This window comes from Streptomyces sp. NPDC057099 (assembly GCF_042671245.1).
Taxonomy (GTDB): Bacteria; Actinomycetota; Actinomycetes; order Streptomycetales; family Streptomycetaceae; genus Streptomyces; species Streptomyces purpurascens.
This window is the reverse complement of record NZ_JBHUTX010000008.1, coordinates 139,607-165,007: the sequence shown is the minus strand read 5'-3', so window position 1 is coordinate 165,007 and position 25,401 is coordinate 139,607. Positions and strand designations below refer to the sequence as shown.

Below are 25,401 nucleotides of genomic sequence, written 5' to 3'. Positions count from 1 at the left end.
GGTGGGTGCGGGTCCGTCGTGGTTGTTCGCGCAGTTCCCCGCGCCCCTGAGGACCTGCAACAGCCCCTCTTCTGAATGGAACTCTTCTCATGCCTGACAAGATCACTGTCGCCGGTGTCTCCGTCGACACCCGGCACTGGATCGGCGGCGAGCGCGTCGCCTCCGCCGGCACTTTTGCCGACCACTCTCCGATCGACGGCAACCTCCTCGGCGAGATCGCCCGGGGCGGGCCCGCTGAGGCTGAAGCCGCGGTCGCTGCCGCCCGGGACGCCTTCCCGGAATGGGCCGCCACCCCCCGAACCGAACGCGCCCGCCTCCTCCACGCCATAGCCGATGGCGTCGAGAAGCGGATCGAAGAGCTGGCGATCGTCGAGACGACCGACAACGGCGCCCTTCTGCGCTCGCATCGCCGGGGCGTGATGCCCCGCGTCGCGCACAACTTCCGGTTCTTCGCCGACTGGTTGCTGTCGCTCGATCACGAGGACTTCGAGACGCGGGGGCACACCAATCACGTCTCATGGGATCCGGCAGGTCCCTGCGTGCTGATCACCCCGTGGAACGCACCCCTGATGCTGGCCACCTGGAAGGTCGCGCCGGCCCTCGCCGCAGGCAACACCGTCGTTCTCAAGCCGGCGGAGTGGTCCCCGCTGACCGCCTCCCTGCTGGCCGACATCGCGGCCGAGGCGGGGCTGCCGGCCGGGGTGCTGAATGTCGTGCAGGGGTTCGGCTCGGAGATCGGGGACGCCCTGACCTCGCACCCGGACGTACGCAGGATCAGCTTCACGGGGTCCGTGCCGACGGCGAAGCGGATCGCGGAGTCGGCCGCCGCGCAGCTCACCCCCCTGAGTCTTGAACTCGGAGGGAAGTCACCGCTGTTGGTGTTCGCCGACGCCGATCTCGAGCTGGCCGTCGACCTGGCCGTCGAGCAGTACGACAACGCCGGGCAGGTCTGTCTGGCGGGCACCCGGCTGCTGGTCGAGGAGACGGTCGCCGACGAGTTCACCCGACGGTTCGTCGAGAAGGCCACGGCTCTGGCACAGGGCGACCCGAGGGACGAGGCCACCGACATCGGGCCCACCATCCACCCCCGCCAGCTGGAGAAGATCGACGGGTTCGTGCAGCGGGCCGTCGCGGCCGGGGCGCGGGCCCTCATCGGAGGGCATCGGAAGGACGGGCAGTACTACCTGCCGACCCTGCTCACCGATGTCGCCCAGGACTCCGAGATCGTGCAGGAGGAGGTCTTCGGGCCGGTCCTGACCCTCCAGACCTTCGCGGGCGAGGACGAGGCCGTCCGGCTCGCCAACGACACCCGCTTCGGGCTGGCCGCCACCGTCGCCACCGGCGACCGCGACCGTGCCGAGCGGGTCACCGCGCGGCTCGTCGCGGGCACGGTCTGGGTCAACTGCTTCTTCGTGCGCGACCTCCAGGCGCCCTTCGGCGGCTCCCGGCAGTCCGGTGTCGGCCGTGAGGGCGGTACCTGGAGCTTCGACTTCTACTGCGACCTGAAGAACACCGTCACCGCCCCGAAGGGATGGAACCAGGACCATGGGTGAGATCGTCGGGGCCGGGCTGCTCGCCCACGTCCCCACCATCGTGCTGCCCGAGACGGAACGCCGGGACCTCAACGAGGGCAAGGAGATCACCCTCGTGACCGGGCTCCGGGAGCTCCGCGGGGACGTCTTCGAGCGTGACGACTACGACACCGTGGTCGTGCTCGACTCCCACTGGGCGACCACCGTCGAGTTCGTCGTCACCGCGCAGGAGCGGCGCGCGGGCCTGTTCACCTCCGAGGAACTGCCGCGCGGCATGTGCAGGATGCCGTACGACTTCCCGGGTGACCCCGAACTCGCCCACAACGTGGCCGAGTTCGCCGACCGGCACGGCACCTGGATCACCCCGATCGACGACGCGTACCTGCCGATCTACTACGCCACCCTCAACCTCTGGAAGTACCTGGGCGAGGGCCTGCCCGACAAGCGCTGGGTCACCATCGGTGTCTGCCAGACCGGCGACATGGAGGACCATCTGCGGCTCGGGCGGGCCTTGGCCGACGGGATCGCCGCCACCCCGGGGAGACGGGTCCTGGTCATCGCCTCCGGCGCCCTGTCGCACACCTTCTGGCCCCTGCGCGAACTGCGCGACCACGAGGCCAGCGACCCCCGCCACATCCGTACGCCCGAGGCGCGCGAGGCCGACCAGGAGCGGATCGCCTGGTTCAAGGAGGGCCGTCACGACAAGGTCCTCGACACCATGGACGAGTTCTGGCGGTACAAGCCCGAGGCGAAGTTCTTCCACTACCTGATGCTGGCCGGCGCCCTCGGCGAGCAGGCCTGTGTCGCCCGGGCCCGCCAGTACGGCGCGTACGAGAACTCCGTCGGCACCGGCCAGGTCCATCTCTGGTTCGACCGCCCGGCCGACGGCTGGACCGCAGACCACACCCCCGCGCAGGAGTCCGCACATGCCTGAGTACCGCCGTATCCTCCTCGACGGCGCCGCCGTCCAGGTCACCGTCGACGGTGACGAACTCGTCGCCGGGGACGGCCGCCGCGTCAAGACCGAGGACGCCCGGCATCTGCCGCCGGTCGTGCCGTCCAAGGTCATCGCCGTCCACCTCAACCACCGCAGCCGGGTCGACGAGTTTCAGATCGGCCTGCCCGACACGCCTACGTATTTCCACAAGCCGACCTCCGCCCTCAACGCCCACCAGGGCGCGATCGTCCGGCCCGAGGGCTGCAAGTGGCTCAACTACGAGGGCGAGGTCGCCATCGTCATCGGGCGGACCGCGCGGAACATCGCCCCGGCCGAGGCGGGGGAGTACATCGCCGGCTACACCGTCGCCAACGACTACGGGCTGCACGACTTCCGCGACACCGACGCCGGCTCCATGCTCCGCGTCAAGGGCTCCGACACCCTCTGCCCGCTCGGCCCCGGTCTCGTCACCGACTGGGAGTTCCACGGCAAGCGGCTGCGGACCTACGTCAACGGGGAGGTCGTGCAGGACGGCTCCACCGACGAGATGACGTGGGACATGCACTACCTCGTCGCCGACATCGCCCGCACCATCACCCTGTACCCCGGGGACGTCCTGCTGTCCGGCACCCCGGCCAACTCGCGTCCCGTCCAGCCGGGAGACGTGGTCGAGGTGGAGGTGGAAGGGCTGGGGCGGCTCACCAACCACATCGTGACCGGGCCGACCGCCGTCCGCACGGACGTGGGTGCCCAGCCCACCGAGTCGGAGGAGGTGCTGTCGACCGCGCTCGGCGGCGACTGGGAGTTCCGTGGCATCCGGCCGCCGCGTCGCTGAGGCGGGGACCGGACGCGGTGTCGCCGCCGGGAGGACCGGCCCCGTCGCCGATCGGGACGGCCCGGGTAGGGTCGCGGGCATGACCGAGCCCGCCGGCCGCCGCCCCCGCAAGCGCGTGAACTACGGCACGGGCCGCGAGGCCCTGCTGGAGGCCGCCGTGCGGGTCGTCGCCCGGGGCGGGCTGCGCAGGCTCACCTACCGGGCGGTCGCGGAGGAGGCCGGTGTCACCCACGGCCTGGTCGTGCACCACTTCGGCTCCCGCGACGCCCTGATCGAGGAAGCCCTCACCCACGCCATCCGCTCCTCCCTGAACAGCAGCGCCCTGGAGCCCGGCACGGGCAAGGCCGCCGACTTCTCGGTGGGCCTGACGGACATGGTGGAGGCGGGGCCCGACCTCCAGGCGTTCCAGTACGAACTGCTGCTGGAGTCCCGGCGCCGCCCCGAGCTCCTGGCCCACCTGCGGTCGCTGTACGAGGAGTACTTCGACGCGACCCGGCGCGAACTCACCCAGATGCTGCCCGGACCGGTCGACGAGGGCCTGTCCCGGATGGTCTTCGCCACGCTGGAGGGACTCGTCCTGCACCAGCTGGTCTTCGGCGAGCGCGAGGTCATCGACGCGGCTCTCGACGAGCTGCGCTCGGTGCTGCGGCTGCTCGCCGAGCGGCGGGGCGACGAGGCCTGACCTCTCGGCGCCTCTCCACGTCTCTCCCGCGCCGCCTCGGCCCCGAAGCCCTGGAATTCCTCGTCCCTCACCCCTTGCCAAACGGATAGTTCCGCCCCACGATGAGGCAACTCGTTTGGCCTGAAACGATCCTTCCTCCCTCTGGCAGGTGATCCGAGTGGACAGTCAGACGGTCTCCCCGCACACGGCGAAACCGGACGCGCCCACCGCAGGCACGCTCAAGCCCGACGCCCTCGGCGTCCTGGGCATCCTCTTCTTCGTCCTGTCCGCCCAGGCCCCGCTCACCGGCATCGCCGGCGCGGCCCCCATCGCCGTGGCGCTCGGCAACGGGCCCGGCGTGCCCGCCGCCTATCTGGTGGCGGGCCTGGTGATCCTGCTGTTCTCGGTGGGCTTCGTCGCCATGGGCCGCCATGTCGTGGACGCGGGCGCCTTCTACACCTACATCGGCAAGGGCCTGGGCCGGACCACCGGCACCGGCAGCGCGGGCCTCGCGCTCTTCGCCTACTGCACCATCCAGGCCGCCATGTATGGGCTCTACGGAGCCATCGTGAGCGGCCTGGTCGCGAGCCACACCGGCCTCGACCTGCCGTGGTGGGTCTGGACTCTGGCCACCATGGCCGTCGTCCAGGCGCTGGGGGCGGCCGGTGTCGAGATGGGCGCCAAGGTGCTGGCCGTCTTCGTCCTGGCGGAGTTCAGCATCCTCGCCGTCTTCGCCCTGGTCACCCTCGTCAAGGGCGGCGGCCCCGAGGGGCTCGGCCTCGCCGACAGCTTCTCCCCGTCCGCCGCCCTGGACGGAGCGCCGGGCGTGGCCGTGATGTTCGCCGTGGCATCGATGTTCGGCTTCGAGGCCACCGCGATCTACGGCGAGGAGGCCCGCGAGCCGAAGAAGACCGTGCCGCGGGCCACATATCTCGCGGTCGCCGTCGTCACCGGCTTCTTCGCCCTGACCTCCTGGATGATCATCTCCTCCTACGGCGCCTCCCAGGCCACCGCGGCCGCGGGCAAGGCCCTGGAGGGCGGCGACGGGGCCGGGTTCGTCTTCGCGCCCATCGCGGCCGAGTTCGGCGGCTGGGTGGGCGACGTACTGCCGATCCTGCTCGCCACCTCGCTCTTCGCCGGCATCCTCACCTTCCACAACTCCGCCAACCGCTATCTGTTCTCGCTCGGCCGCGACCGGCTGCTGCCACGCCGGCTGTGCGGGCTCAACCGCCGCCACGCCCCCTGGACGGCGGGGTGCGTCCAGACCGTCCTGGCCGTCCTCCTCGTGCTCCCCTTCGCGCTGGCGGGCAAGGACCCGGTGCTCACGCTGTTCTCCTGGTTCAGCGGGGTCGCCGTCCTGGCGATGATGCTGCTGTACCTGCTGACGTCGGTGTCCGTCGTCGTCTTCTTCCGCCGCGAACGCCTCGACGCCCGCCCCTGGAACACCTTGATCGCACCCCTCCTGGGCGCGCTCGGCATCGCCGGGGCGATCTGGCTCATCCTCGCCAACTTCACCACCCTCATCGGCGGTGAGCGCACCACGGCTCTGTGGCTCACGTTGTCGGTGCCGGTGGTCATGGCGCTGGGCATCGCGGCCGCGCGGGTGCGCAAACCGTCCGCCGACCCATCGACCTGATCAGGGAAACCCCAAGGAGGTTCCATGCCGGCCGTCACCCACGACGAGTGGCTGCGCCGCGCCAAGGCGTTCCAGCTCTCCGGCGCCCATCACCTCGACGGCGCCGACGAACCCGGGAGCGGGGCGACGTTCCCGGTCGTGTCCCCGCGGGACGGCCGGGTCATCGCCGAGGTCGCCGACGCGGGCACCGCCGAGGTGGACGCGGCCGTCGCCGCCGCCCGGCGGGCCTTCGACACCGGCCCCTGGCCGCGCCTGGCGCCCGCCGAGCGCGGCCGGGCCCTGCTCCACCTCGCCGACCTGCTCGACGAGCGGCGCGAGGAACTGGCGTTGGCCGTCAGCCTGGAGATGGGCAAACCCATCTCGGACGCCGACGGCATCGAACTGCGCGCCGTCGTCAACACCTTCCGCTGGTACGGCCAGCTCGCGGACAAGCTCACCGACGAGTCCCTGCACACCGCCCCGGACGCCCTCGCCCTGGTCACCCGGGAGGCCGCCGGGGTGGTCGGGGCGGTCGTCCCCTGGAACTTCCCGCTGACCCTGGCCGGCTGGAAGATCGCCCCCGCACTGGCGGCCGGCTGCACGGTCGTCCTGAAACCCTCCGAGCACTCCCCGCTCTCCGCCCTGCTCCTGGGCCGACTCGCGACCGAGGCCGGGCTGCCGCCGGGCGTGCTCAACGTCGTGGGCGGCGACGGACCGACGGCCGGCCGGGCCCTCGGGCTCCATCCCGGCGTCGACGTCCTGGCCTTCACCGGCTCCACCGCCGTCGGACGCCACTTCCTGCGCTACGCCGCCGACTCCAACCTGAAGCGGGTCTGGCTGGAACTCGGCGGCAAGTCGCCCAACATCGTCCTGCCCGACGCCCCCGACCTCGACCAGGCCGCCGCCACGGCCGCCTGGGGCATCTTCTTCAACCAGGGCGAGATGTGCACGGCCCCCTCCCGGCTGCTCGTGCACTCCTCGATCGCCGAGCGCGTCACCGAGGCCGTCGTCCGGCGGGCCCGGGAGCTGCGGGTCGGCGACCCCCTCGACCCGGAGACGGAGATGGGCGCGCTGGTCGGACGGGCGCACCTGGACCGCGTGCACGACCACGTGCGGCGCGGCGTCGACGAGGGCGCCCGTCTGCGCATCGGCGGCGAACGGGTCCTCGCCGAGACGGGCGGGACGTACCTGGAGCCGACCGTCCTCGACCAGGTCGATCCCGGCTCGCGACTGGCCCGGGAGGAGATCTTCGGCCCCGTCCTGTCCGTGCTCGCCTTCGACGATCTCGACGAGGCGGTCCGCCTGGCCAACGCCACCGAGTACGGTCTCGCCGCCGGCCTGTGGACCTCCGACCTGTCCACCGCCCACCAGGTCTCCCGCCGGCTGCGGGCCGGCACGGTCTGGGTCAACTGCTACGAGGAGGGCGACCTGACCGTGCCCTTCGGCGGCATGAAGCAGTCGGGCAACGGCCGCGACAAGTCCGCCCACGCGCTGGAGAAGTACACCGAGCTCAAGACCACCTGGATCCAGCTGTGAGGCCGCTGATCGCCGTCCCCGCCCGGTTCTCCGCACGGACCTCCGCCCTCCGCCACGCCGCCGAGGTCACCGCTCGTGCCCTGATCGAGGCCGTCTGGCGGGCCGGCGGCGAACCGGCGAGCATCCACCCGGCGGACAGCGGCACCGCAGCCCGGCTCGCCCGCTTCGACGGCGTCCTGCTCCCCGGCGGCGGCGACCTCGCCCCCGCCCGCTACGGCGCCGCCCACACGCACGACACCGTCTACGACGTCGACACCCTCCAGGACGGCTTCGACCTCGACGTCGCCCGCCACGCCCTGGACTCGGGCCTGCCCCTGCTCGCGATCTGCCGCGGCCTCCAGGTCGTCAACGTGGCCCTCGGCGGCACCCTGGAGCAGGACATGGGTGGCCCCGAGCGCGAACACCGGCACCTGATGCACCCCGTCACCCTGGAGCCGGACTCGGTCGTCGCCCGCGCCACCGCCGCCGAGAAGACCGACGCGTCCTGCTACCACCACCAGCGCGTCGACCGCCTGGGCACCGGCCTGCGCGTCACGGCCCGGGCGGCCGACGGCACCATCGAGGCCCTCGAACTCCCTGGCTCCCAGGGCTGGTTCGCGGCCGTCCAGTGGCACCCCGAGGACACCGCCCACGAAGACCCCGCCCAGCAGGGCCTGTTCGACGCGCTCGTACGGGCCGCCGCCCGGTGACGCCGCCGCGGGATTCAGGCCCGGGGCCGCCGCCCGCTGCGCCGGGGAGTGGGCTCGGCACCGCCCAGCAACGACTGCCTCCGCTCCTCGCCCTGCTCCTCCACCTGCAGCACGACACTGCGCAGCCCCTCGGCGAGGCTGCGGCACTCCGCGTCGCTGAGCCGGGCCGTCACGAAGGCCTCCTCGTCGTTGAACGCCGGGAAGACCCGCCGCATGAACGCGTCGCCCTCCTCCGTGAGGCTCAGCAGCACCAGCCGCCCGTCGCTCGGGTGGTCCGCCCGCCGCAGCAGGCCCCGCGACTCCAGCGTGCGCACCACCCCCGTCAGCGTGCCCTTGGAGATCCCCGCCTCCTCCGCCACGTGCCGGGTCTCCGACTCGCCCCACACCCAGACCACCCACAGCACCACGAAGGCCGTCCAGGTCAGGTCCGAACCGCGCAGCACCGAGTTCTCCAGGTGCTGCCGCACCGCGGACGCGGCCCGGTAGATGTTCGCCACCGCCGCCATCTGCTCCCGGCGGATCGGAAAACCGCCGAGCTTCGCCGCTGCGAGCTTCTCGGCCTCGGTGATGGATCGGTGGCCCGGCACGGGCGGCTCCTTCGTCTGGTCACGCTTCTTCTGGTCGCGACGCGTCACGCACGGGCGGCTCATCATCGCCACCCCATCGTTCGGGCTCAAATTGTACGGAGATGAAAGGGAAAACCGACATGCCCAACCCTCCCCGCATGCTCCTTGTCCTCAGCGAGAACTGGACCCTGACCGGGGGCCGGGCCGATCTGCCCGCCGCCGTCCGCTGGGCCCGCGAGGCCGAGGACACCGGCTTCGACGCCGTCATGGTCAGCGAGCACATCGTCCTCGGCCCCGACGCGGCGGCCGCCGGCATCATGGGCAACCCCCGCGACTACGCCCTCCCGGGCAACCAGGACCCGCACACCCCCTGGCCCAATTCCCTGCTGCTGCTCGCCGCCATCGCCTCCGTCACCTCCCGGCTGCGCCTCGCCGCCGCGGCCGTTCTCGCCCCACTGCGCCACCCGCTGCTGCTCGCCCGTGAGCTCGGCACCCTCGACCTCCTCAGCGAGGGACGGCTCGTCGTGCAGCCCACGGTCAGCTGGAGCAGGGACGAGTACGACGCCCTCGGTGTGCCCTTCGCCCGGCGGGGACGGCTCCTCGACGAGCATCTGGAGGTCTGGGCGAAGGCCTGGGGCCCGTCCCCGCTGTCCCACGAGGGACCGCACTACCCCTTCCAGGACGTCTGGTTCGAGCCCAAGGCCCACCGCCCGGACGGCCCCCGGCTCTGGTTCGGCGGACAGCGCCTGCACGGACCCGTCCTGCGCCGCCTGGTGCGGTACGGCCACGGCTTCCACCCGCTCGGCCGTCCCACGCCAGAGGACCTCCAGACGCTGAAGGAGTCGATGGCCGCCGCCGGGCGGGACATCGCCGGTCTGGAGATGATCGGCGGCACCCAGGCCGTCTTCCCCGACGACCGCTCACCGGCCGACCTCGGCGCGGCGCTCTCGGTGATCCCTGAGCAACTGGAGCAGGGCTTCACCACGTTCTGTATCAAGCCGAACCAGTTCATCGACGACCCCGACGGGGTCGGGGCGTTCTGCCGCGAGGTCATGCGGCGCGTCGAGTCCCTGACCTCGTGACGGCCGGGGCCCGGATCACCGCTCGACGAAGCGCGCGAGGTGATCCGGGTCCGGCCGCAGCAGCCCGTCCCGGACCGCGAGCGCGGTGGCCTCGGCGCGGGAGGCGCAGCCGGTCTTGCGCAGCAGATGCTCGACATGGCTGTGCACCGTCCGCGGGGACAGGAACAGCGCCTGCGCGATGGCCTGGTTGGTCTGCCCCGTGGCCGCCCGGGTGAGCACCTCCAGCTCCCGGGGGCTCAGCCCGTACGGCAGCTCCGTGGGCGTCTCGTGCACCAGTACCGCCTCCGACGCGAGACCGGGGCCCGGCGGGTGCCGGTGCAGGGTCACTCGCCGCCAGCCGCCACCGGCCGGCCACAGCAGCCGCAGCCGCCGCCCGCCCGTGCCCGTGAAGGCGTCCAGCAGCGCGCGGAAGGGCCCGTCGTCCCGCAGTACGAGGGGCCGGTCCCGTCCGGGCAGGTCGATCACCCCGCCGTCGCCGGTGACCAGGCTCGCCGCGTCCTCCTCGGCCAGACCGTGCAGGTCACCGGCGTGCGCCAGCGGGTCGGCGAACGCGGCCAGGGCGGGGATCACGGAGGCCAGCAGCAGCCGGGCGTCGGTGTCGTAGGCGTCCGCGCTCTCGGTGGAGAGATGGACCAGGCCCACCAGACGGCCCCGGTGCCGCAGCGCTCCCGTCACGCCGTCCCGGAAACCGGCCGGGCGGACGCGCTCGGCGTAGAACCAGCCCTGCCGGAAGCGCGGTCCGGCGTCCTCGGGATCCTCCGCGTCCTGCGAGATGGACGGCGGCAGCTCCAGCCGTACGACGTTGCGGTACCAGGGCGTCCCGACGAACTCACCGGCCAGGGACTGCGAGGCCGCGGCGGTGTAGCCGATGCTCGCGACCTGCACATGGGAGCCGGTCAGCGGGTCGATCGTGAGCAGGGTCGCGGCGTCCAGCGGCAGGGCGCGGGCGAGTTCGCGCAGGGCCTGCGCGGAGGCCGACGCGGTGTCGCGCTCGCGGGTGAGCATGCCGATGCGGGCGGCTGCCGCGATCTGGTGGTGGCTGGGCATGGCGAGCCTCCGGGCGGCTCGGGCGATAATGTCGTTTGGGGCCTAACGATAGGGCTCCGGTCCGTGCCCGACAAGGTGTTCACCGACGCGCGCGCGGCCCGGTGTTCCGTCCGTCGCCGCCGGCAGTCGGTATTTGTACGGATGGTGCGGCGGGCCCGGCGGGTCTTTCCTGTTCGGCACAGCCGGACGCCCGCTCCAGTCGGGCCCGCCCCTCGGAGAGCCCCTGCCATGACCTCACCGTCGTACGCCGCCTCGCGCAGACACTTCCTCGCCCTCTCCGCCGCCACCGCCCTGGCGGCGGCCGGATGCTCGGCACCGCAGAACACGGCCGCCTCGGCCAAACCCTCGTCCTCCGGCGGTACCCCCCTGACGAAGATCGGCCTCGACTACCCCTTCACCCAGCTACCGCTCTACTCCACGCTGGTGAAGCTCTCCACCGCCCAGGCCAAGCGGCACGGCATCTCGCTGCTCACGACCAGCGACAACGCCAGTGCCGACACCCAGGCGAGCAACCTCCGCACCTGGGTCGCCCGCAAGGTCCCGGCCATCGTGTCCTTCCCGATGGTCTTCGAGGCCGCCGAGCCCATCGCCGAGGCGGCCCTGGACGCCGGACTGATCTGGGTGACCTACGGCGGCTCCCTGCGGCACCAGAGCGCCGACATCCGGTTCAGCTTCCGCGAGGGCGGCACCCTGCTCGGCGAGGCCGCGGCGAAGTGGGCCGAGGAACACCTCGGCGGCAAGGGCAAGATCGCCTTCCTCACCGACAGCACCATCGAGCTGGGCCGCGAACGCACCAAGGGCATGATCGACGCCTTCACCGAGCTGGCGCCGGGCGTCGACGTCGTGGCCCGGGAACAGGCCATCGACCCGGACACGGGCCTGTCCAAGACGAAGGCGATCCTCGCCAAGCACCCCGACCTCAACCTCGTCCTCGGTGTCACCGACGCCGCCGCGTACGGCGGGTTCAAGGCACTGCAGCAGACGGGCCGGGGGAAGGACGACGCGAAGACCTTCGTCGGTGGCCAGGACGGGGCCGCGCCCTCGCTCCTCGCCGTCAAACAGGGCACCTTCTACCGGGCCTCCGCGGCCCTGGCGCCGAAGGACATCGCCGCCGCCGTCGTCGAGGTGCCGCGCGCGGTCGCCGCGGGCAAGGCGAACCCCAGCGCCCAGGTGCCGATCACGCTGGTCCAGCGCGGGGACGGCGCCGAGATCGACAAACTGCTCGCACAGAACGCCTAGGCCCCGCGATGACGACCACGAACCTCCGCATCCGCGGCCTGACCAAGTCGTTCGGCGGAGTCCGGGCCCTGGACGGCGTGGACCTCACCGTCCCCGCCGGCCAGGTGCACGCCCTGCTCGGCCACAACGGCGCCGGCAAGTCCACCCTCATCAAGTGCCTGGGCGGCGCCTTCCCGCCCGACGCCGGCACCATCGAGGTGGGCGGGACGACCCACACCCGTCTCAGCCCCCGCGAGTCGATCGCGGCCGGCGTGGCGATCATCTTCCAGACGCTCAGCGTGGTCGACGCTCTGACCGTGGCGGAGAACATCTTCCTCGGCCAGGAGTGGACCCGGTACGGCCGCATCGACCGGCGCGCCCAGGAGGACGTCGCCGCCGGGCTGCTGGAGCGGGTCGCGGCCCGGTGCTCCCCGCGGGACCGGGTGGGCGATCTGCCCATGGGCCAGCGGCAGTTGGTCGAGATCGCCAAGGCCCTCAGCCGCAGCGCCTCCGTCCTGGTCCTCGACGAGCCCACGGCCGCCCTGTCCGGGGCGGAGACCGACGCCCTGGCCGAACGGGTCGAGGACCTGCGCACCCAGGGGCTCGCCATCGTCTACGTCACCCACCTGCTGGCGGAGGTCGAACGGCTCGCGGACGCGGTGACGGTCCTGCGCGACGGACGGGTCGCGCACCAGGGCACGGTGGCCGGGCAGACCCGGGCCGAACTGGTCGCGGCGATCGCGGGCAGGCTGCCGGGGGACGCGCCTGGGCTTGGCCGCGCGGCGGCCACGGACGTGCCCGCGCCGCCGCACGGGCCCGCCCGGGAGGCCCAGGAGCCGCGGCGCGGGCCCGGTTCGGATGCGCGTGCGCCGGGGCGCGGGCCCGGTTCGGACGCCCATGAACCACGGCGCACTCCCAGCCGAGACGGGCGCGACCCCGCGTACACGCCGACCCCTGACGTCCCCGGCTCCCGGCGCACCTCGCCCCCGGCCCGGCTCGTCGTCCAAGCCTTGCGCGGCCCCGGCTTCGGCCCCGTCGATGTCACCGTCGCCGCAGGCGAACGCGTCGGCCTGTTCGGGCTCATCGGCTCCGGCCGGACCCGCATTCTGGAGACGCTCTACGGCAGGCGCCGCGCCACCGCCGGAACGATCAGGGTCGGTGACCGTACCGTCGCCCCGGCCCGCCCGGCCGACGGACTCGCCGCCGGGATCGCCCTCGTACCGGCGGACCGGCGCGCCCAGGGCCTGTTCCCGTCGCTGTCCGCGCAGGACAACACGCTGCTGCCGTCCGTCCGGCCCCTGTCCCGCCACGGCGTACGGGCGTTGCGCACCGAGCGCCGGGTGTTCGAGGCACTGGCCTCGGCGGTGGGATTGCGTCCGGCCCGGCCCGGGCTGCCGGCGGGCGCGTTCTCCGGCGGCAACCAGCAGAAGCTGGTCCTCGGACGGTGGATCAACGAGGCCCGGCAGGTCGACGTGCTGCTGTTGGACGAGCCGACGCAGGGCGTGGACGTGGGGGCCCGGCAGGAGATCTACCGGGTCGTGTCGTCCCTCGCCGCCGAGCGCGGCACCGCCGTGCTGTTCGCCTCCAGCGACCCCGAGGAGATCGTGGCGCTCGCCGACCGCTGCCTGATCGTCGCCGGAGGACGGATCGCCGGCGAACTCTCGGGTGCCGAACTCACCGAACAGGCCCTGCTGTCGGCCGTCCACACCCCCCTGTCCGCCGAAGGAGCAGCATGACCACCGCCGACCCCGTCCTCACGCGCCCCCGAATCCTGGCCACGGGCGGGCTGGACACCGTACGCCGCAACCCGCTCCTCGTCGTGCTCGTCGTGATGGTGCTGGTCTTCCAGCTGACCACGGGCAGCTTCCTCGACCCGGCCAACCTGAGCGGCATCGCCACCGACGCCGCCACGCTCGCCATCGTCGCCGTCCCGCTGGCCCTGCTCGTCATCAGCGGCTACCTCGATCTGTCGGTCGGCTCCACGGTCGCCCTCGGCGGGCTGGTCGCGGGCTGGCTGGCCGGACAGCACCACCAGTCACCCGCCGTCGCCCTGCTGGGGGCGCTCGCCGCCGGGGCGGTGGTGGGGGCGGTGAACGGCGTCCTGTGCTGCTACTTCGGCCTGTCCGCGTTCATCGTCACCCTCGGGATGCTGACCGCCGTACGAGGCCTGGCACAGCAGCTGTTCCCGCTGCCGCTGAGCGGCTTCGGCTCCGGGTTCGCCTGGATCGGCGGGGCGCGCATCGCCGGGGTCGCGGCGCCGGTCGTCATCGCGGCGCTGGTGCTGGCCGCGGGCACGCTCTTCCTGGCGCTCACCCCGGCCGGACGCCATGTCTTCGCCATCGGCGTCAACCGGGAGGCCGCCCACCTCTCCGGCATCCAGATCCGCCGGACCCCGTTCGCGCTGTTCGTCGTCACCGGCGTGGCCGCCGCCCTGGCCGGGGCCGTCAAGGCGTCGGTGCTGGACAGCGTGGTCGCCGGAACCTCCGGGGCCGGGTTCGAACTGACCGTGCTCACCGCGGTGCTGCTCGGCGGAGTCGCCCTCACCGGCGGCACCGGCTCGATCCTCGGCGTCCTGCTCGGCGTTCTCTTCCTCGGCGGCCTGCAGAACGGCCTGACCCTGCTGAACGTCCCGACGTTCTGGCAGCAGATGGCCCAGGGCGTCGCGCTGGTCGCCGGCGCGGCCCTCGCGTACTTCGCACCCCGCACGGGGCGCTGACCCACCTCCCCCTGACATCCCTGACATCCCGAGAAGAGGTCATTCGTGAGCGACACCGCTCCCACCCTCGTCCTGACCGGCGGCCAGGTCCTCACCGTCGACGCCGGCTTCACCGTCGCCGAAGGCGTGGCCGTGCGCGGCCGGGACATCCTGGCCGTCGGCGGCGACGCGGAGATGCGCGCCCTGGCCGGACCCGGCACACGGATCGTCGAACTGGGCGGCCGGACCGTGCTGCCGGGCATCAACGACTCGCATCTGCACGGGGCCGCCTACGGGATGACGAAGCCGCCGTTCGCCATCGACGTCGGCCATCCGGCGGTGGGTTCCCTCGCGGACATCACCGCGGCCGTGGGCCGGGCGGCACGGGACGCCCCGGACGGCGAGTGGATCGTCGGCCTGGGCTGGGACCCCGGCTATCTCGCGGAGTGCCTGGCCGAACCGGGCCGCTTCCCGCACCGCCGGGACCTGGACGCGGTGGCGCCGCACCACCCGGTCTGTCTGACCGACTTCTCCTCGCACATGGTGTGGGCCAACTCCGAGGCGCTGCGCCGCTGCGGCATCGACGAGGACACCGCGCCCCCGCCCGGCGGCGTCATCGACCACGACCCCGACGGCCGACCGACCGGTATCCTGCGCGAGGCCGCCGGGCGGCTCGTCCAGGCCGAACTGCCAGCCCCCACCGTCGCCCAGCGCCGCCAGGCCATCCAGGGCGTGATCCGCGAGCTGCACGCGCGCGGCATCACCAGCTACACCGAGCCGGGCCTCGGCCCCGGCGGCGCCGGAACTCTGTTCGGGGGCCTGAGCACCGACAACTGGACCGCGTACGCCGAACTCGCGGCGAGCGGCGAACTCCAGGCCCGCGTCAGCGTCCTGCTGTTGCCCGCCCCGATGGGAGGCTCCGCCGACGACGTCCGCAAGGGCCTGGCCGAGTTGCGCCGCCCCGAGTCGGCCGACCCCCGGCTGCTGCGGGCCATCGGCGTCAAGGTCTTCGGCGACGGCGTACCGCCCAACCGCACGGCGTGGATGAGCGAGCCCTACCCGGAAGGCGGCCACGGCGCCCTCTGCGTCCACGGCGACACCCCCGCGCTCCAGGCGGACGAACTGCGCGAGATGATCCGGGTCGCCCACGAGGCCGGTTTCCAGCTCGGCGTGCACGTCACCGGGGACCGGGCCATCGACACGGTGGTGGACGCGTTCGTCGCCGCGAACGAGGCCGCGCCCCGCCCCGACGCCCGCCACTACGTCATTCACGGCGACTTCATCAGCCCCGGCGGTCTCGCCAAGCTCGCCGCACACGGCTACGGCGTCAACATGAACCCTGCCATCAAATGGACCATCTCCGATCTGATGGACGAGGTCGTGGGTCCCGAACGCTCCGCCTACCAGTGGCCGGTGCGCTCCGCGCTCGACGCGGGGGTGCGGGTCTGCGCCAGCTCCGACGCCCCGATCACCGAGCCCGACTGGCGGCAGGGCGTGGCCTCGATGATGCTCCGCGAGTCCAAGGCCAGCGGCCGGCCCAGCGGCCCCGAACAGTGCGTGCCGCTCGCCGACGCCCTGCGCGCCTACACGGCCACCGCCGCCTGGCAGGACTTCGCCGACGACTGGAAGGGCACCGTCGAACCGGGCCGGGCCGCCGATCTGTGTGTCCTGGACCGGCCGCTGCTGGGCCTCGACCCGCACGAGATCACCGAAGCGCTGGTGGACCTCACGGTGTTCGACGGGCGGGTGGTCTTCGAACGCTGAGCCGCCGGCCGGCCATCCGGCACACCGCGTAGACGGCGAACGAGATCGTCGTGACGTAGGGGCTGATGGGGATGCTGCTGCCCAGCGCGAGCAGGATGCCGCCCTCGATCGAGGCCACGGCGAACAGCACGCTCAGCACGGGCAGCAGCACCGGCGACGTGGTGACGCGGGCGGCGGCCGCTGCCGGGGTGACGACCAGGCTGAGCACCAGCAGCGCGCCGACGACCTGCACCGACAGGGCGACCGCGAGCCCGAGCACCAGCATGAAGCCGAAGGACAGCGCCCGCACCGGCACACCGCGCGCCTCGGCCACGTCCGGGTCGGTGCTGGCGAAGGCGAGCGGACGCCACATCACCGCCAGGGCGATGAGCACCAGCACGGACGTGCCGAGCAGCCATGACATCTGCGGCGTGTCCACGGCCACGATCTGCCCGGTGAGCAGCCCGAACTTGTTGGCCGCCCGGCCCTTGTAGAGGGCCAGGAAGAGCACGCCCAGGCCCAGCCCGAACGGCATGATGATGCCGATCACCGAGTTGCGGTCCCGGGCCCGCGTCCCCAGCACCCCGATCGCCCCGGCCGCGAGGAGCGAGCCGGCGATCGAGCCCGCCACGATGTTCACGCCCAGCAGCAGCGCCGCCGACGCGCCCGCGAAGGACAGTTCGCTGATGCCGTGCACCGCGAACGGCAGGTCCCGCATCAGCACGAACACCCCGGCCAGCCCGCCCACGAGCCCCAGCGCCACGCCCGCGACGAGGGAGTTGCGGACCAGGGCGAGGAGTTCGCCGTAGTCGGTGAAGTCGAAGATCTGGTGCCAGATCCCGGCGGCGAGTGTCATGCGCGCACTCCGTCCCCACCGTGCGGCTGCTCGGGATGGTGTGCCGGTGCGGCCGGTTCGTCGGGCACGCCCGCGACCACCACCCGGCCGCGCACCCGTACGACGTCGACCTGTGTGCCGTAGAGCCGGGACAGCGACTCGGAGGTCAGCACCTCGTCCGGGGTGCCGACGCGGTGGCCGCCGGGGGCCAGGTACAGCACCCGGTCGACCATGCCCAGCACCGGGTTGATCTCGTGCGTCACGAAGACCACCGCCGTGCCCTGGGCACGGCGCCGGGCGTCGATCAGTTCGGTGACGGCCCGCTGGTGGTTCAGATCGAGCGACAGCAGCGGCTCGTCGCACAGCAGGATCCGCGGGTCGGTGGCCAGGGCCTGCCCGATGCGGACGCGTTGCCGTTCGCCGCCGGACAGCGTCCCGAGCGGGACATCGGCGTAGGCCGAGGCCCCGACCGACTCGAGGATCTCGTCCACCCGGCGACGGACCCCGCCGGTGCGCAGCCGTGGCCCGAAGCGGTGCCCGTCGATGCCGAACCGTACGAGGTCCCGGGCGCGCAGCATGGCCAGCGCGGACAGCGCGGCCTGCTGCGGGACGTAGCCGATCTCCCGGGCGGCGTCGCGCGCGGGGCGGCCGAGGACGGTCAGCGTCCCGGCGGACAGCGGCCTGCGGCCCAGCAGCGCCCGTACGAAACTGGTCTTGCCCGCACCGTTCGGCCCCAGCACGGCCAGGAACTCCCCGGCCCGTACATCGAGATCGAGGCCGCTCCACACCTCGCGGGCGCCGTACGACAGGGCCGCGCCGCGCAGACTGATGACAGGACCGCCGTCCTGCCCGGATATCGGGCTCACTTGGCCAGCGCGCCCGCGAGCGCGTCGACGTTGGCGGTCATCCAGCCGAGGTAGCCCTTGCCCTTCGGCAGGGTCTCGGTCACGGGCACCACGGGGATGCCGGCCGCCTTGGCCGCCGCCTCGGTCCTCTCGGTCTGCGGGCCGGAGGTCTGCTCGTTGTAGACGAGGACCCGGACCGTCCTGCCGCTGAAGAGCGCCAGATTCTCCCGGAGGATCCTGGGGGAGACGTCGTCGCCCTCCTCGATCGCCTCGCTGAACTCCGCGGGCGTCCTGTCGACCAGGCCGCTCGCCTCGGTCATGTACAGCGGCACGGGCTCGGTGATCGCCACGCCCGCGCCGCCGTGCTCCTTCTTGATCCGGGCTTCCTTCGCCTCCAGCGGCGTGAGCCCGGCCTTGAAGGCGGCGGCGTGCTTGTCGAAGACGGCCGCGTCGGACGGGTCGGCCTCGGTGAGGGCCGCGGCTATGCGGTCGGCGACCTTGGCGACGGTGGGGAAGTCGTACCAGACGTGCTCGTTCAGCTCGCCGCCCTTCGGCGCGGTCTTTCCGGACACCTTCACCGCGTTGATCACCTGGGCGGAGTCGTTGTGGCCGCCCTTCAGCATGCGGTCGACGAAGTCGTCGTAGCCGCCGCCGTTCTCCACGACGACCCGGGCCTTGGAGAGGGCGAGCTGGTTCTGGGGGTCGGCCTCGTAGGAGTGCGGGTCCTGGGCGGGGTCGCTGATGATCGAGGTGACATCGACTCTGTCGCCGCCCACGCGCCGCGCGATGTCGCCGTAGACGTCCGTGGAGGCGACCACCGAGACACGGGCCGGTGTGCTCTTGCCGCCGTCGGAGTCCGACGAGCTGCCGCAGCCCGCGAGAAGGGCCAGTGACGCGCTGGTCAGCAGCGCCAGGCGGCGGGACGTGGACAGGGGCATGGCTCCTCCAGGGCGGACACGCAAGGGGTACTTGGCAGCGCCACGCTAGATGGTAATGAATGTCAAGAGCGGATTCTGGCCGAAGTCATGTGAAAACCATTGCCAATTGTTGAAGCATGGATCGCTCGGTCTGAGTGGGCGTTCCCTGGTTGGCGGTCCCGGAGTGGTGGGCGGACGATGGAGGGGAGGAGGTCGGCCGCCGACGCGCGGTGCCCAGGGCCGCCGGGGAGACCGGCCCCGGCTGCGGTGTGCCGCGGCCGGAAGGGAGCGCGTCATGTTGGAAGTGAAGACGCTCGACAAGCCGGACGAGCGACGTGATTTCCCCCGTGGCCACCTCGAAGCCGTCCACATGACGGAGCTCGACTTCGCCGTGGCGACCTTCGAGCCCGGCTGGCGCTGGTCCGAGTCCGTGGCCCCGATCGCGGGCACCGGCAGCTGTCAGATGCACCACAACGCCTACATGCTCCAGGGCCGCATGCACATCCGCATGGACGACGGCGGTGAGAGCGAGGTCGGCCCCGGCGACGTCTTCGTCTGCACGCCCGGCCATGACGCCTGGGTGGTGGGCGACGAGCAGGTCGTGGTCTACGACTTCCAGGGGCAGTCGGCGAGGGAGTTCGCGAAGAAGTAGCACCCTCTTGCTCTCCGGAAACCGATCGGTTTACGCTTCCCCTTGTGGGAAACCGATCGGTTTCCTGCGTGGAGAACACGAGGGAGACACTCATGACCGCCATCGAAGGTTCCGTCGCACTCGTCACCGGCGGCAGCCGCGGCATCGGCCGGGCCCTGGTCGAGGCCCTGTACGAGCGAGGTGCGAAGAAGGTGTACGCCACCGCCCGCGACCCGCGCACCGTCACGCACCCCGACGCCGTGCCGCTCGCGCTGGAGGTCACCGACCCCGCGTCCGTCGCGGCGGCGGCCGAGCAGGCGCAGGACGTCACCCTGCTGATCAACAACGCGGGCGCGTCGGTGAACGCGAACTTCCTCGACTCGCCCGTCGAGGAGGTCCGCCGGGAGTTCGAGACCAACTTCTATGGTCCGCTCCTGGTGACCCGGGCCTTCGTCCCCGTCATCGAGCGCAACGGCGGCGGCCACATCCTCAACGTCCACTCCGTGCTGTCGTGGATCGGCCTCGCCGGCTCCTACAGCGCGTCCAAGGCGGCCTTCTGGTCCCAGACCAACTCGCTGCGCCTCGACCTCAAGCCGCGGGGCATCGAGGTCACCGGCCTGCACGTCGGCTACGTCGACACCGATCTGACCGCCGCCGTCGACGCTCCGAAGTCCACGGCCGAGAGTGTCGCGGCCCATGCACTCGACGGGATCGCGTCGGGCGCCTACGAGGTGCTGGCCGACGACATCTCCCGGCAGGTCAAGGCCGGGCTGGCGGCCGACCCCGCCGCTCTCTACCCGCAGCTCGCCGTCGCCTGATCACGCCCTCGGTCACACCGGCAGCAGCCGCGCCACCAGCGCGCTGAGCTGGGCGACATTGCGGCACTCGTGCATCTCGACCAGCTCGGCATAGAGCGGCGCGACGGAATCGCCCGTGCCCCACAGGGAACGCTGCTCGGGGTTCAGCCAGTAGACGCGGCGCGCCCGTTCGGCGATCCGCCGCACGGCGGGCGGATTCGGGTCGCTCCGGTTCGTCCGGGCGTCACCGAGGACGAACACGGTCGTGCGCGGACCGACCGCGTCGCCGTAGGCCTCGGCGAACTCGCCCAGCGCCGTGCCGTAGTCGCTGCTGTCGTGCCACCCGGTGAGGGTGGCCTCCGCCCCGATCCGGGCGCTGAGCCCCTCCGGGTCCGCGGTGCCGTGCCGAAGGAGCGAGGTCACCTCGTCGACCCGGTTGACGAAGGCGAACACCCGCACCTTGCTGAACTGATCGTGCAGCGCCTGGACCAGCAGCATCGTGAAGTCCGAGAAACCCGACACCGACCCCGACACATCGCACAGCAGCACCAGTTCGGGACGGGCGGGGCGGCGCCTGCGCAGCACCGGCTTCATCGGCACGCCGCCCGTCGACAGCGAACCGCGCAGCGTCCGCCGCAGGTCGATCGTGCCCCGGGAGGCGCGGCGGCGTCGGGCCGCGAGCCGGGTCGCGAGCTTACGGGCGAGCGGCTGGACCGCCCGGCGCAGCTCGGCCAGCCGGGCCTTCCCGGCGAACAGGAAGTCGACCTGCTCGGCGGTCGGGGCCACCGCCCGCCGGGCGAGCTCGTCCCGGTCGCGCCGCTCGGCGACCCGGCGCCGCGCCTCCGTGGCCACCAACGCGCGGAAGCTCTCGATCCGTCGCCGGATCTCGTCCTCCAGCAGCCGGTCGGCGAACCCCGAACTGCCGCCCTGCCCGCGCACGTCGTCGCGGACCCGGGCGAGCAGGGTCTGTGGGCGCAACCGTTCGAGCGCCTGGTAGGACGACCAGCCGTCCGACTCAGGCGAGGAGCCGTAGCCCCCGAAGCTGTCGACCGCCTCGACCGCCAGCCGGCCCAGCAGCGCCTGGTCGTCGGCGGCGAGCGCGGCGGCCAGCCGGTCACGCAGGTTCTCCCTGCCCGCAGCCTTCTGCTCCGGGGCGCCCACGCCGCGCGGGAAGTACAGGTCGAAGACCGGGTCGAACACCTGTCGTTGCCCGGTGCCGTGCAGCAGCGTCGCCGCCAGCCCCTCGCGCAGCAGCTCCCGGTCGGTGAGGCCGAGCGCCTCGATCGCCTGCCCCGCGTCGACCGTCTCGCCCGTGCCGATCCGGATGCCGTGCGCGCGCAGCGCCCCGACCAGGGACGTCAGCCGCTCCGCGACACCCGCGCCCGCCGGGGTGGTCACAGGGCGTCCAGGTCGAGCTTGGCGCTCGCCTTGAGGATGTCCTCCTGATGCTTGAGGAGCACGCCGAGGCTGGCCCGCACGACCGTCTCGTCCAGGGTTCCGGCGCCCAGCGCGAGCAGCGTGCGCGCCCAGTCGATGGTCTCGGCGACCGACGGCACCTTGCGCAGGTCCATCGCCCGCAGCGCGCCCACGACCCGGACGACCGAGCGGGCCAGCGCCTCGTCGAGCCCCGGCACCTTCAGCCGTACGATCCGGCGCTCCAGCTCCTCGTCCGGGAAGCCGATGTGAAGGAAGAGACAGCGGCGGCGCAGCGCCTCGGACAGCTCCCGGCTCGCGTTGGAGGTGAGGACGACGAAGGGACGGCGCGTCGCGGTGATGGTGCCCAGCTCGGGCACGGTCACCTGGAAGTCGCTGAGCACCTCCAGGAGCAGGCCCTCCACCTCGACGTCCGCCTTGTCGGTCTCGTCGACCAGCAGCACCTTCGGGTCGTCGCCCCGGATGGCGGTCAGCAGCGGCCGGGTGAGCAGGAACTCCTCGCTGAAGATGTCCGTGCGCGTCTCGTCCCAGGACTCGTCGCGGCCCGCGCTGATGCGCAGGAGCTGCTTGGCGTGGTTCCACTCGTACAGCGCCCGGGACTCGTCGACCCCCTCGTAGCACTGGAGGCGTACCAGTCGCGCGCCGGCGACCTCGGCGACGGCCTTGGCCAGCTCCGTCTTGCCGACCCCGGCCGGGCCCTCGACCAGCAGCGGCTTGCCCAGGCGGTCGGCCAGGAAGACGGTCGTGGCGACGGCGGGCGAGGCGAGATACCCGGTCTCGGCCAGACGTGCGGAGACGTCGTCGACGGATGTGAACAACGGGGCCTCCAGAGGGCGGCGGCAGTGCGGAACAGGTTTCCAAGCGCTTGTTCAGCGATGATGTCACGGGGGTTCCGGGTACCGGAAGGTGGTAGACCGATCGGTTTCCCAGCCGCCCGCGGCGAGGTAGCCTCACCCTCATGGCCACCACAGACAAGGCGTCCACCAGGGACCGGCTGCTCGACGCGGCGGCCGAGATCTTCTACCGCGAGGGCGTCTCCGTCGGCGTGGAGGCGCTGTGCCGCAGCGCCGGGGTCTCGAAGCGGTCCATGTACCAGCTCTTCGCCAGCAAGGACGAGGTCCTGGCGGCGAGCCTGGCCCGGCTGCTCCCGGAGTACGAGGCACGGCTGGTGCCCGGCCCGCAGGAGGAGACCGGGACTCCGCGCGAGCGGATCCTGCATGTCTTCGAACGGCTGGAGAAGGCCTCCGCCGAACCCGCCTACCAAGGCTGCCCCTATCTCGCCGCGCTGGTCGAGCTCAAGAATCCCGAGCACCCGGCGAGTGAGGTCGCCCGCGGGGCGAAAGAGTGGCTCCTGGGCTTCTTCCGCGAGCAGGCCGAGGAGGGCGGGGCACGGGACGCGGAACTGCTCGCCCGGCAGCTGATGCTGGTCTTCGACGGGGCCGGAGCCCGGGCGGGGGCCGGCATCGAGACCCTGGACGGCCTGACCACGGCGACCGTGACCACGCTGCTGGACGCGTCCGGCATGCGGTGAAGGGGCGGCCGCCGAAGCGACCGCCCCTCGCAACCGTCCTGTTCATCACGCCACGGCGACCGCCCCGACAGCCGGAGTGCGCAGCGTCCGCCGCGCCGTGGCCAGGCTGGTGCCCAGCGTCACCACCGCCGCGACCGCGACGACCGCCGCGCCGATGCCGAAGAACTCGCCCGGCACCACCTCGTCGGTGCGCACCACGGTGAAGGGGACGACCCCCGCCAGCGCCGTCAGCGTGCCGAAGACCACCCCCGTGACCATCAGGATCAGCCCTTCGACCCCCACCAGGGCGAGCACCTGCCCCGGCGTGGCCCCCGCGAGGCGCTGCTGCCCGAACTCCCGGACCCGGTAACCGGTCGCCGCGTAAAGCGAGTTGACCAGCATGACGCACACGAAGACCACGATGATCCCGACGACCGTGAAGTTGAGCGTCTCGAGGTTCTTCGCGTCGACCGACTTGACCATGCCCGAAGCCTCGACGGCGTCGCTCTCCACCGCCTGCATGGTCAGCGTCGCCGTGGCGACCGCCGTGAACAGGATCAGCGACATCAGGATCCCGGCGAGCTGCCCGGCCCGCTCGCGCAGATTGCGCACCGCCAGCCAGCCGCTCGCGCCGCCGAGCGGCAGCCGGTCCAGCACGGCCGCCAGCAGCCGCGGCGCCCGCAGCGCGCACCCGACGGACAGCAGGATCGCCCCGTAGGCCGGCGGCGCCATCAGCGCGGCGTCCGTCGCCGAGAACACGAACGTCGAGGTCGCCGACGCGGCACCGGCCACCAGCGCCGCGTAGGCGAGGACCGTCCGCGCCCGGCCCCGCTGCCGGCCCCCGCCCGTCGCACGCCGCACGGCGAGGAACGCGGCCCCCGCGGCGGCGAGCAGCGTCACTCCGACACCGGACGCCGACGCCACCGGACCGAAGGAGTACTCGACGGACCGCGCGACCTGACCGCTGTCCTGGAACACCTCCAGCAGCGCCCGGCCGCCGAGCAGCGCCGGGCCGACCGCCAGCGCCGCGGCCACCAGGGCCACGGCCAGCGCCTCACCCACGACCATCCGCTTGATCTGCGCCGGAGTCGCCCCCGAGCAGCGCAACAGCTCCATCTCGGCGGCCCGCTGACGCACGTTCACCGTCAGCGTCGAGGCGATCGCGAAGAACACCAGCAGGGTGCCGTAGCCGCCGACCACGCCCGCCGCGGTGGACAGGGTCTCCTCGCTCACCGGGTCCACACCCGGCTGCCCGGCGGTGTCGTGCATCGAGTTGAACGTCATGACGATCGCCGCGCCGAGGAACGCGGACAGCAGGGTCGCGAGGAACCGCCCGGGCCGTTGCCCTATCGACCGCATCGCGAGAACGAACACGGCTCACACCCCCGCCTGCACGTCGTCGCCCAGGTGCGCCAGCCGCTCGGCGACGGCGTCGGCCGTCGGCGCGTCCATCCGGCCCGCGAGCCGGCCGTCCGCCAGGAACAGCACGGTGTCGGCGTACGAGGCGGCGACCGGGTCGTGCGTCACCATCACCACGGTCCGGCCGTGCACCCGCACCGCCTGCCGGAGCAGCCGCAGCACATCCCGGGCGCTGCGCGTGTCCAGCGCGCCCGTCGGCTCGTCCGCGAAGATCACCCGCGGTTCGGTGACGAGCGCCCGGGCGATCGCGACCCGCTGGCGCTGACCGCCAGAGAGCTGATCGGGCCGGTGCCCGAGCCGGTCGCCCAGCCCCACCGCCGTCAGCACCTCGCGGACCCGCTGCCGGTCCACCCGCCGCCCGGCCAGCTTCAGCGGCAGCACCGTGTTCTGGGCGACGGTCAGCGTCTCCAGCAGGTTGTACTGCTGGAACACGAACCCGATCCGGCCGCGCCGGAACTTCGTCAGCTCGGCCTCGCCGCCGCCCGTCAGCTCGGTGCCGTCGACCTGCACGATCCCGCTGTCGGGCCGGTCGAGACCCGCCGCGCACTGCAGCAGCGTCGACTTGCCGGAACCGGACGGCCCCATCACCGCCGTGAACGTGCCACGCCCCAGACCGAGCGTCACACCGTCCAGGGCGGTCACGGCGCTGTCGGCGCTCCCGTACGTCTTGGTGACCTTGACCAGCCGCAGCGCCTCGACGGCGGGTCCCGGTTCCTGGTCCTGCCGTGGGCTCCTGGTGCGCACCATCGTCGTCCCCCTTCGTCCGACACGCCCTGTGTCTCGTCCTCGACGCTACGGAGAAGGGGACGTGACCACACTGGCCGCAGAACCCGTATCGGGGGGTGTACTCAGCGACA

Annotated in this window: 24 protein-coding genes; 15 read left to right on the top strand and 9 right to left on the bottom strand. The window is 72.5% G+C overall.

Going from position 1 to position 25,401, the window contains the following annotated elements; genetic code table 11:
- Positions 1-89: 89 nt before the first annotated feature.
- The 7 genes from ACFT4A_RS14225 to ACFT4A_RS14195 all read left to right on the top strand — a co-directional run bounded on the left by ACFT4A_RS14225 (position 90) and on the right by ACFT4A_RS14195 (position 7,805).
- Complete coding sequence (locus ACFT4A_RS14225; protein WP_382829450.1) at positions 90-1,553, top strand: aldehyde dehydrogenase; 1,464 nt, start codon at positions 90-92, stop codon at positions 1,551-1,553.
- Positions 1,546-2,466, top strand: coding sequence for a 3,4-dihydroxyphenylacetate 2,3-dioxygenase (locus ACFT4A_RS14220; protein ID WP_382829449.1), 921 nt, complete (start codon positions 1,546-1,548; stop codon positions 2,464-2,466). The genes ACFT4A_RS14225 and ACFT4A_RS14220 overlap by 8 nt, the downstream gene beginning before the upstream one ends.
- Positions 2,459-3,304, top strand: a complete 846-nt coding sequence (locus ACFT4A_RS14215; RefSeq protein WP_382829446.1) for a fumarylacetoacetate hydrolase family protein — start codon at positions 2,459-2,461, stop codon at positions 3,302-3,304. The genes ACFT4A_RS14220 and ACFT4A_RS14215 overlap by 8 nt, the downstream gene beginning before the upstream one ends.
- A 79-nt stretch (positions 3,305-3,383) precedes the next feature.
- A complete protein-coding gene (locus ACFT4A_RS14210) occupies positions 3,384-3,986 on the top strand; it encodes a TetR/AcrR family transcriptional regulator (RefSeq protein ID WP_382829444.1) in 603 nt (200 codons plus the stop codon).
- A 157-nt stretch (positions 3,987-4,143) separates the two neighbouring features.
- Complete coding sequence (locus tag ACFT4A_RS14205; protein WP_382829442.1) at positions 4,144-5,601, top strand: APC family permease; 1,458 nt, start codon at positions 4,144-4,146, stop codon at positions 5,599-5,601.
- Between the two features lie 24 nt (positions 5,602-5,625).
- Positions 5,626-7,116, top strand: a complete 1,491-nt coding sequence (locus tag ACFT4A_RS14200) for an aldehyde dehydrogenase (protein ID WP_382829440.1) — start codon at positions 5,626-5,628, stop codon at positions 7,114-7,116.
- The gene (locus ACFT4A_RS14195; protein WP_382829438.1) at positions 7,113-7,805 is read left to right on the top strand and encodes a gamma-glutamyl-gamma-aminobutyrate hydrolase family protein; all 693 of its coding nucleotides are present in this window, start codon (positions 7,113-7,115) and stop codon (positions 7,803-7,805) included. The genes ACFT4A_RS14200 and ACFT4A_RS14195 overlap by 4 nt, the downstream gene beginning before the upstream one ends.
- A 14-nt stretch (positions 7,806-7,819) precedes the next feature.
- Here the strand turns inward: ACFT4A_RS14195 and ACFT4A_RS14190 are convergent, their stop codons facing one another.
- Positions 7,820-8,392 (bottom strand): MarR family winged helix-turn-helix transcriptional regulator, encoded by a 573-nt coding sequence (locus ACFT4A_RS14190; RefSeq protein WP_382829736.1) that lies wholly within the window; start codon positions 8,390-8,392, stop codon positions 7,820-7,822.
- A 119-nt stretch (positions 8,393-8,511) separates the two neighbouring features.
- Here ACFT4A_RS14190 and ACFT4A_RS14185 point away from each other — a divergent pair, with 119 nt between their 5' ends.
- Positions 8,512-9,453 (top strand): TIGR03619 family F420-dependent LLM class oxidoreductase, encoded by a 942-nt coding sequence (locus tag ACFT4A_RS14185; protein ID WP_382829435.1) that lies wholly within the window; start codon positions 8,512-8,514, stop codon positions 9,451-9,453.
- Positions 9,454-9,468: 15 nt separating this feature from the next.
- On the opposite strand, the gene ACFT4A_RS14180 is transcribed toward ACFT4A_RS14185, so the two are convergent.
- Positions 9,469-10,500, bottom strand: coding sequence for a response regulator transcription factor (locus ACFT4A_RS14180; RefSeq protein ID WP_382829433.1), 1,032 nt, complete (start codon positions 10,498-10,500; stop codon positions 9,469-9,471).
- Positions 10,501-10,728: 228 nt separating this feature from the next.
- On the opposite strand from ACFT4A_RS14180, the gene ACFT4A_RS14175 reads away from it, so the two are divergent.
- The 4 genes from ACFT4A_RS14175 to ACFT4A_RS14160 are packed head-to-tail and all read left to right on the top strand — an operon-like array spanning position 10,729 to position 16,177.
- Entirely contained in the window at positions 10,729-11,739 is a 1,011-nt protein-coding gene (locus ACFT4A_RS14175; protein WP_382829431.1) for a sugar ABC transporter substrate-binding protein, read from the top strand.
- A gap of 8 nt (positions 11,740-11,747) precedes the next feature.
- Positions 11,748-13,454 carry a sugar ABC transporter ATP-binding protein gene (locus ACFT4A_RS14170; RefSeq protein WP_382829429.1) on the top strand — a complete coding sequence of 569 codons (1,707 nt, stop codon included), beginning with the start codon at positions 11,748-11,750 and terminating at the stop codon, positions 13,452-13,454.
- Positions 13,451-14,434, top strand: a complete 984-nt coding sequence (locus tag ACFT4A_RS14165) for an ABC transporter permease (RefSeq protein WP_382829427.1) — start codon at positions 13,451-13,453, stop codon at positions 14,432-14,434. The genes ACFT4A_RS14170 and ACFT4A_RS14165 overlap by 4 nt, the downstream gene beginning before the upstream one ends.
- A gap of 45 nt (positions 14,435-14,479) precedes the next feature.
- Complete coding sequence (locus ACFT4A_RS14160; RefSeq protein WP_382829424.1) at positions 14,480-16,177, top strand: amidohydrolase; 1,698 nt, start codon at positions 14,480-14,482, stop codon at positions 16,175-16,177.
- On the opposite strand, the gene ACFT4A_RS14155 is transcribed toward ACFT4A_RS14160, so the two are convergent.
- Genes ACFT4A_RS14155 through ACFT4A_RS14145 form a run of 3 tightly spaced genes read right to left on the bottom strand, consistent with a single transcriptional unit; the run spans position 16,140 to position 18,774 of the window.
- Entirely contained in the window at positions 16,140-17,012 is an 873-nt protein-coding gene (locus ACFT4A_RS14155) for a metal ABC transporter permease (protein ID WP_382829421.1), read from the bottom strand. The two genes, ACFT4A_RS14160 and ACFT4A_RS14155, sit on opposite strands and share 38 nt — an antisense overlap.
- Complete coding sequence (locus ACFT4A_RS14150; RefSeq protein WP_382829419.1) at positions 17,009-17,857, bottom strand: metal ABC transporter ATP-binding protein; 849 nt, start codon at positions 17,855-17,857, stop codon at positions 17,009-17,011. Before ACFT4A_RS14150 ends, ACFT4A_RS14155 begins: the two co-directional genes overlap by 4 nt.
- A complete protein-coding gene (locus tag ACFT4A_RS14145; RefSeq protein ID WP_382829417.1) occupies positions 17,854-18,774 on the bottom strand; it encodes a metal ABC transporter solute-binding protein, Zn/Mn family in 921 nt (306 codons plus the stop codon). The genes ACFT4A_RS14150 and ACFT4A_RS14145 overlap by 4 nt, the downstream gene beginning before the upstream one ends.
- A 274-nt stretch (positions 18,775-19,048) precedes the next feature.
- Between ACFT4A_RS14145 and ACFT4A_RS14140 the strand changes: the two genes are divergently transcribed.
- A complete protein-coding gene (locus tag ACFT4A_RS14140; RefSeq protein WP_382829415.1) occupies positions 19,049-19,405 on the top strand; it encodes a cupin domain-containing protein in 357 nt (118 codons plus the stop codon).
- 92 nt (positions 19,406-19,497) lie between these two features.
- Positions 19,498-20,202: an SDR family oxidoreductase gene (locus tag ACFT4A_RS14135; RefSeq protein WP_382829412.1), complete on the top strand. Its 705-nt coding sequence runs from the start codon at positions 19,498-19,500 to the stop codon at positions 20,200-20,202.
- A 12-nt stretch (positions 20,203-20,214) separates the two neighbouring features.
- On the opposite strand, the gene ACFT4A_RS14130 is transcribed toward ACFT4A_RS14135, so the two are convergent.
- Together ACFT4A_RS14130 and ACFT4A_RS14125 are read right to left on the bottom strand one after the other, a co-directional pair.
- On the bottom strand, positions 20,215-21,579 hold the full coding sequence (locus ACFT4A_RS14130) for a VWA domain-containing protein (protein ID WP_382829410.1): 1,365 nt from the start codon (positions 21,577-21,579) through the stop codon (positions 20,215-20,217).
- On the bottom strand, positions 21,576-22,433 hold the full coding sequence (locus tag ACFT4A_RS14125) for an AAA family ATPase (RefSeq protein WP_382829408.1): 858 nt from the start codon (positions 22,431-22,433) through the stop codon (positions 21,576-21,578). The genes ACFT4A_RS14130 and ACFT4A_RS14125 overlap by 4 nt, the downstream gene beginning before the upstream one ends.
- 140 nt (positions 22,434-22,573) lie before the next feature.
- Between ACFT4A_RS14125 and ACFT4A_RS14120 the strand changes: the two genes are divergently transcribed.
- Entirely contained in the window at positions 22,574-23,146 is a 573-nt protein-coding gene (locus tag ACFT4A_RS14120; RefSeq protein WP_382829406.1) for a TetR/AcrR family transcriptional regulator, read from the top strand.
- A 45-nt stretch (positions 23,147-23,191) separates the two neighbouring features.
- Here ACFT4A_RS14120 and ACFT4A_RS14115 read toward each other — a convergent pair whose 3' ends face one another.
- Together ACFT4A_RS14115 and ACFT4A_RS14110 are read right to left on the bottom strand one after the other, a co-directional pair.
- Positions 23,192-24,499, bottom strand: coding sequence for an FtsX-like permease family protein (locus tag ACFT4A_RS14115; protein WP_382829404.1), 1,308 nt, complete (start codon positions 24,497-24,499; stop codon positions 23,192-23,194).
- 3 nt (positions 24,500-24,502) lie between these two features.
- Positions 24,503-25,291, bottom strand: a complete 789-nt coding sequence (locus tag ACFT4A_RS14110; protein ID WP_382829403.1) for an ABC transporter ATP-binding protein — start codon at positions 25,289-25,291, stop codon at positions 24,503-24,505.
- Between the last annotated feature and the right edge of the window lie 110 nt (positions 25,292-25,401).

Excerpts from the sequence above, each read along its gene's own strand:
- ACFT4A_RS14185 (WP_382829435.1), top strand. The coding sequence starts at position 8,512 with ATGCCCAACCCTCCCCGCATGCTCCTTGTCCTCAGCGAGAACTGGACC.
- ACFT4A_RS14120 (WP_382829406.1), top strand. The coding sequence starts at position 22,574 with ATGGCCACCACAGACAAGGCGTCCACCAGGGACCGGCTGCTCGACGCG.
- ACFT4A_RS14210 (WP_382829444.1), top strand. The coding sequence starts at position 3,384 with ATGACCGAGCCCGCCGGCCGCCGCCCCCGCAAGCGCGTGAACTACGGC.
- ACFT4A_RS14110 (WP_382829403.1), bottom strand. The coding sequence starts at position 25,291 with ATGGTGCGCACCAGGAGCCCACGGCAGGACCAGGAACCGGGACCCGCC.
- ACFT4A_RS14220 (WP_382829449.1), top strand. The coding sequence starts at position 1,546 with ATGGGTGAGATCGTCGGGGCCGGGCTGCTCGCCCACGTCCCCACCATC.
- ACFT4A_RS14175 (WP_382829431.1), top strand. The coding sequence starts at position 10,729 with ATGACCTCACCGTCGTACGCCGCCTCGCGCAGACACTTCCTCGCCCTC.
- ACFT4A_RS14155 (WP_382829421.1), bottom strand. The coding sequence starts at position 17,012 with ATGACACTCGCCGCCGGGATCTGGCACCAGATCTTCGACTTCACCGAC.
- ACFT4A_RS14170 (WP_382829429.1), top strand. The coding sequence starts at position 11,748 with ATGACGACCACGAACCTCCGCATCCGCGGCCTGACCAAGTCGTTCGGC.
- ACFT4A_RS14215 (WP_382829446.1), top strand. The coding sequence starts at position 2,459 with ATGCCTGAGTACCGCCGTATCCTCCTCGACGGCGCCGCCGTCCAGGTC.
- ACFT4A_RS14180 (WP_382829433.1), bottom strand. The coding sequence starts at position 10,500 with ATGCCCAGCCACCACCAGATCGCGGCAGCCGCCCGCATCGGCATGCTC.
- ACFT4A_RS14225 (WP_382829450.1), top strand. The coding sequence starts at position 90 with ATGCCTGACAAGATCACTGTCGCCGGTGTCTCCGTCGACACCCGGCAC.
- ACFT4A_RS14145 (WP_382829417.1), bottom strand. The coding sequence starts at position 18,774 with ATGCCCCTGTCCACGTCCCGCCGCCTGGCGCTGCTGACCAGCGCGTCA.
- ACFT4A_RS14165 (WP_382829427.1), top strand. The coding sequence starts at position 13,451 with ATGACCACCGCCGACCCCGTCCTCACGCGCCCCCGAATCCTGGCCACG.
- ACFT4A_RS14140 (WP_382829415.1), top strand. The coding sequence starts at position 19,049 with ATGTTGGAAGTGAAGACGCTCGACAAGCCGGACGAGCGACGTGATTTC.
- ACFT4A_RS14200 (WP_382829440.1), top strand. The coding sequence starts at position 5,626 with ATGCCGGCCGTCACCCACGACGAGTGGCTGCGCCGCGCCAAGGCGTTC.
- ACFT4A_RS14135 (WP_382829412.1), top strand. The coding sequence starts at position 19,498 with ATGACCGCCATCGAAGGTTCCGTCGCACTCGTCACCGGCGGCAGCCGC.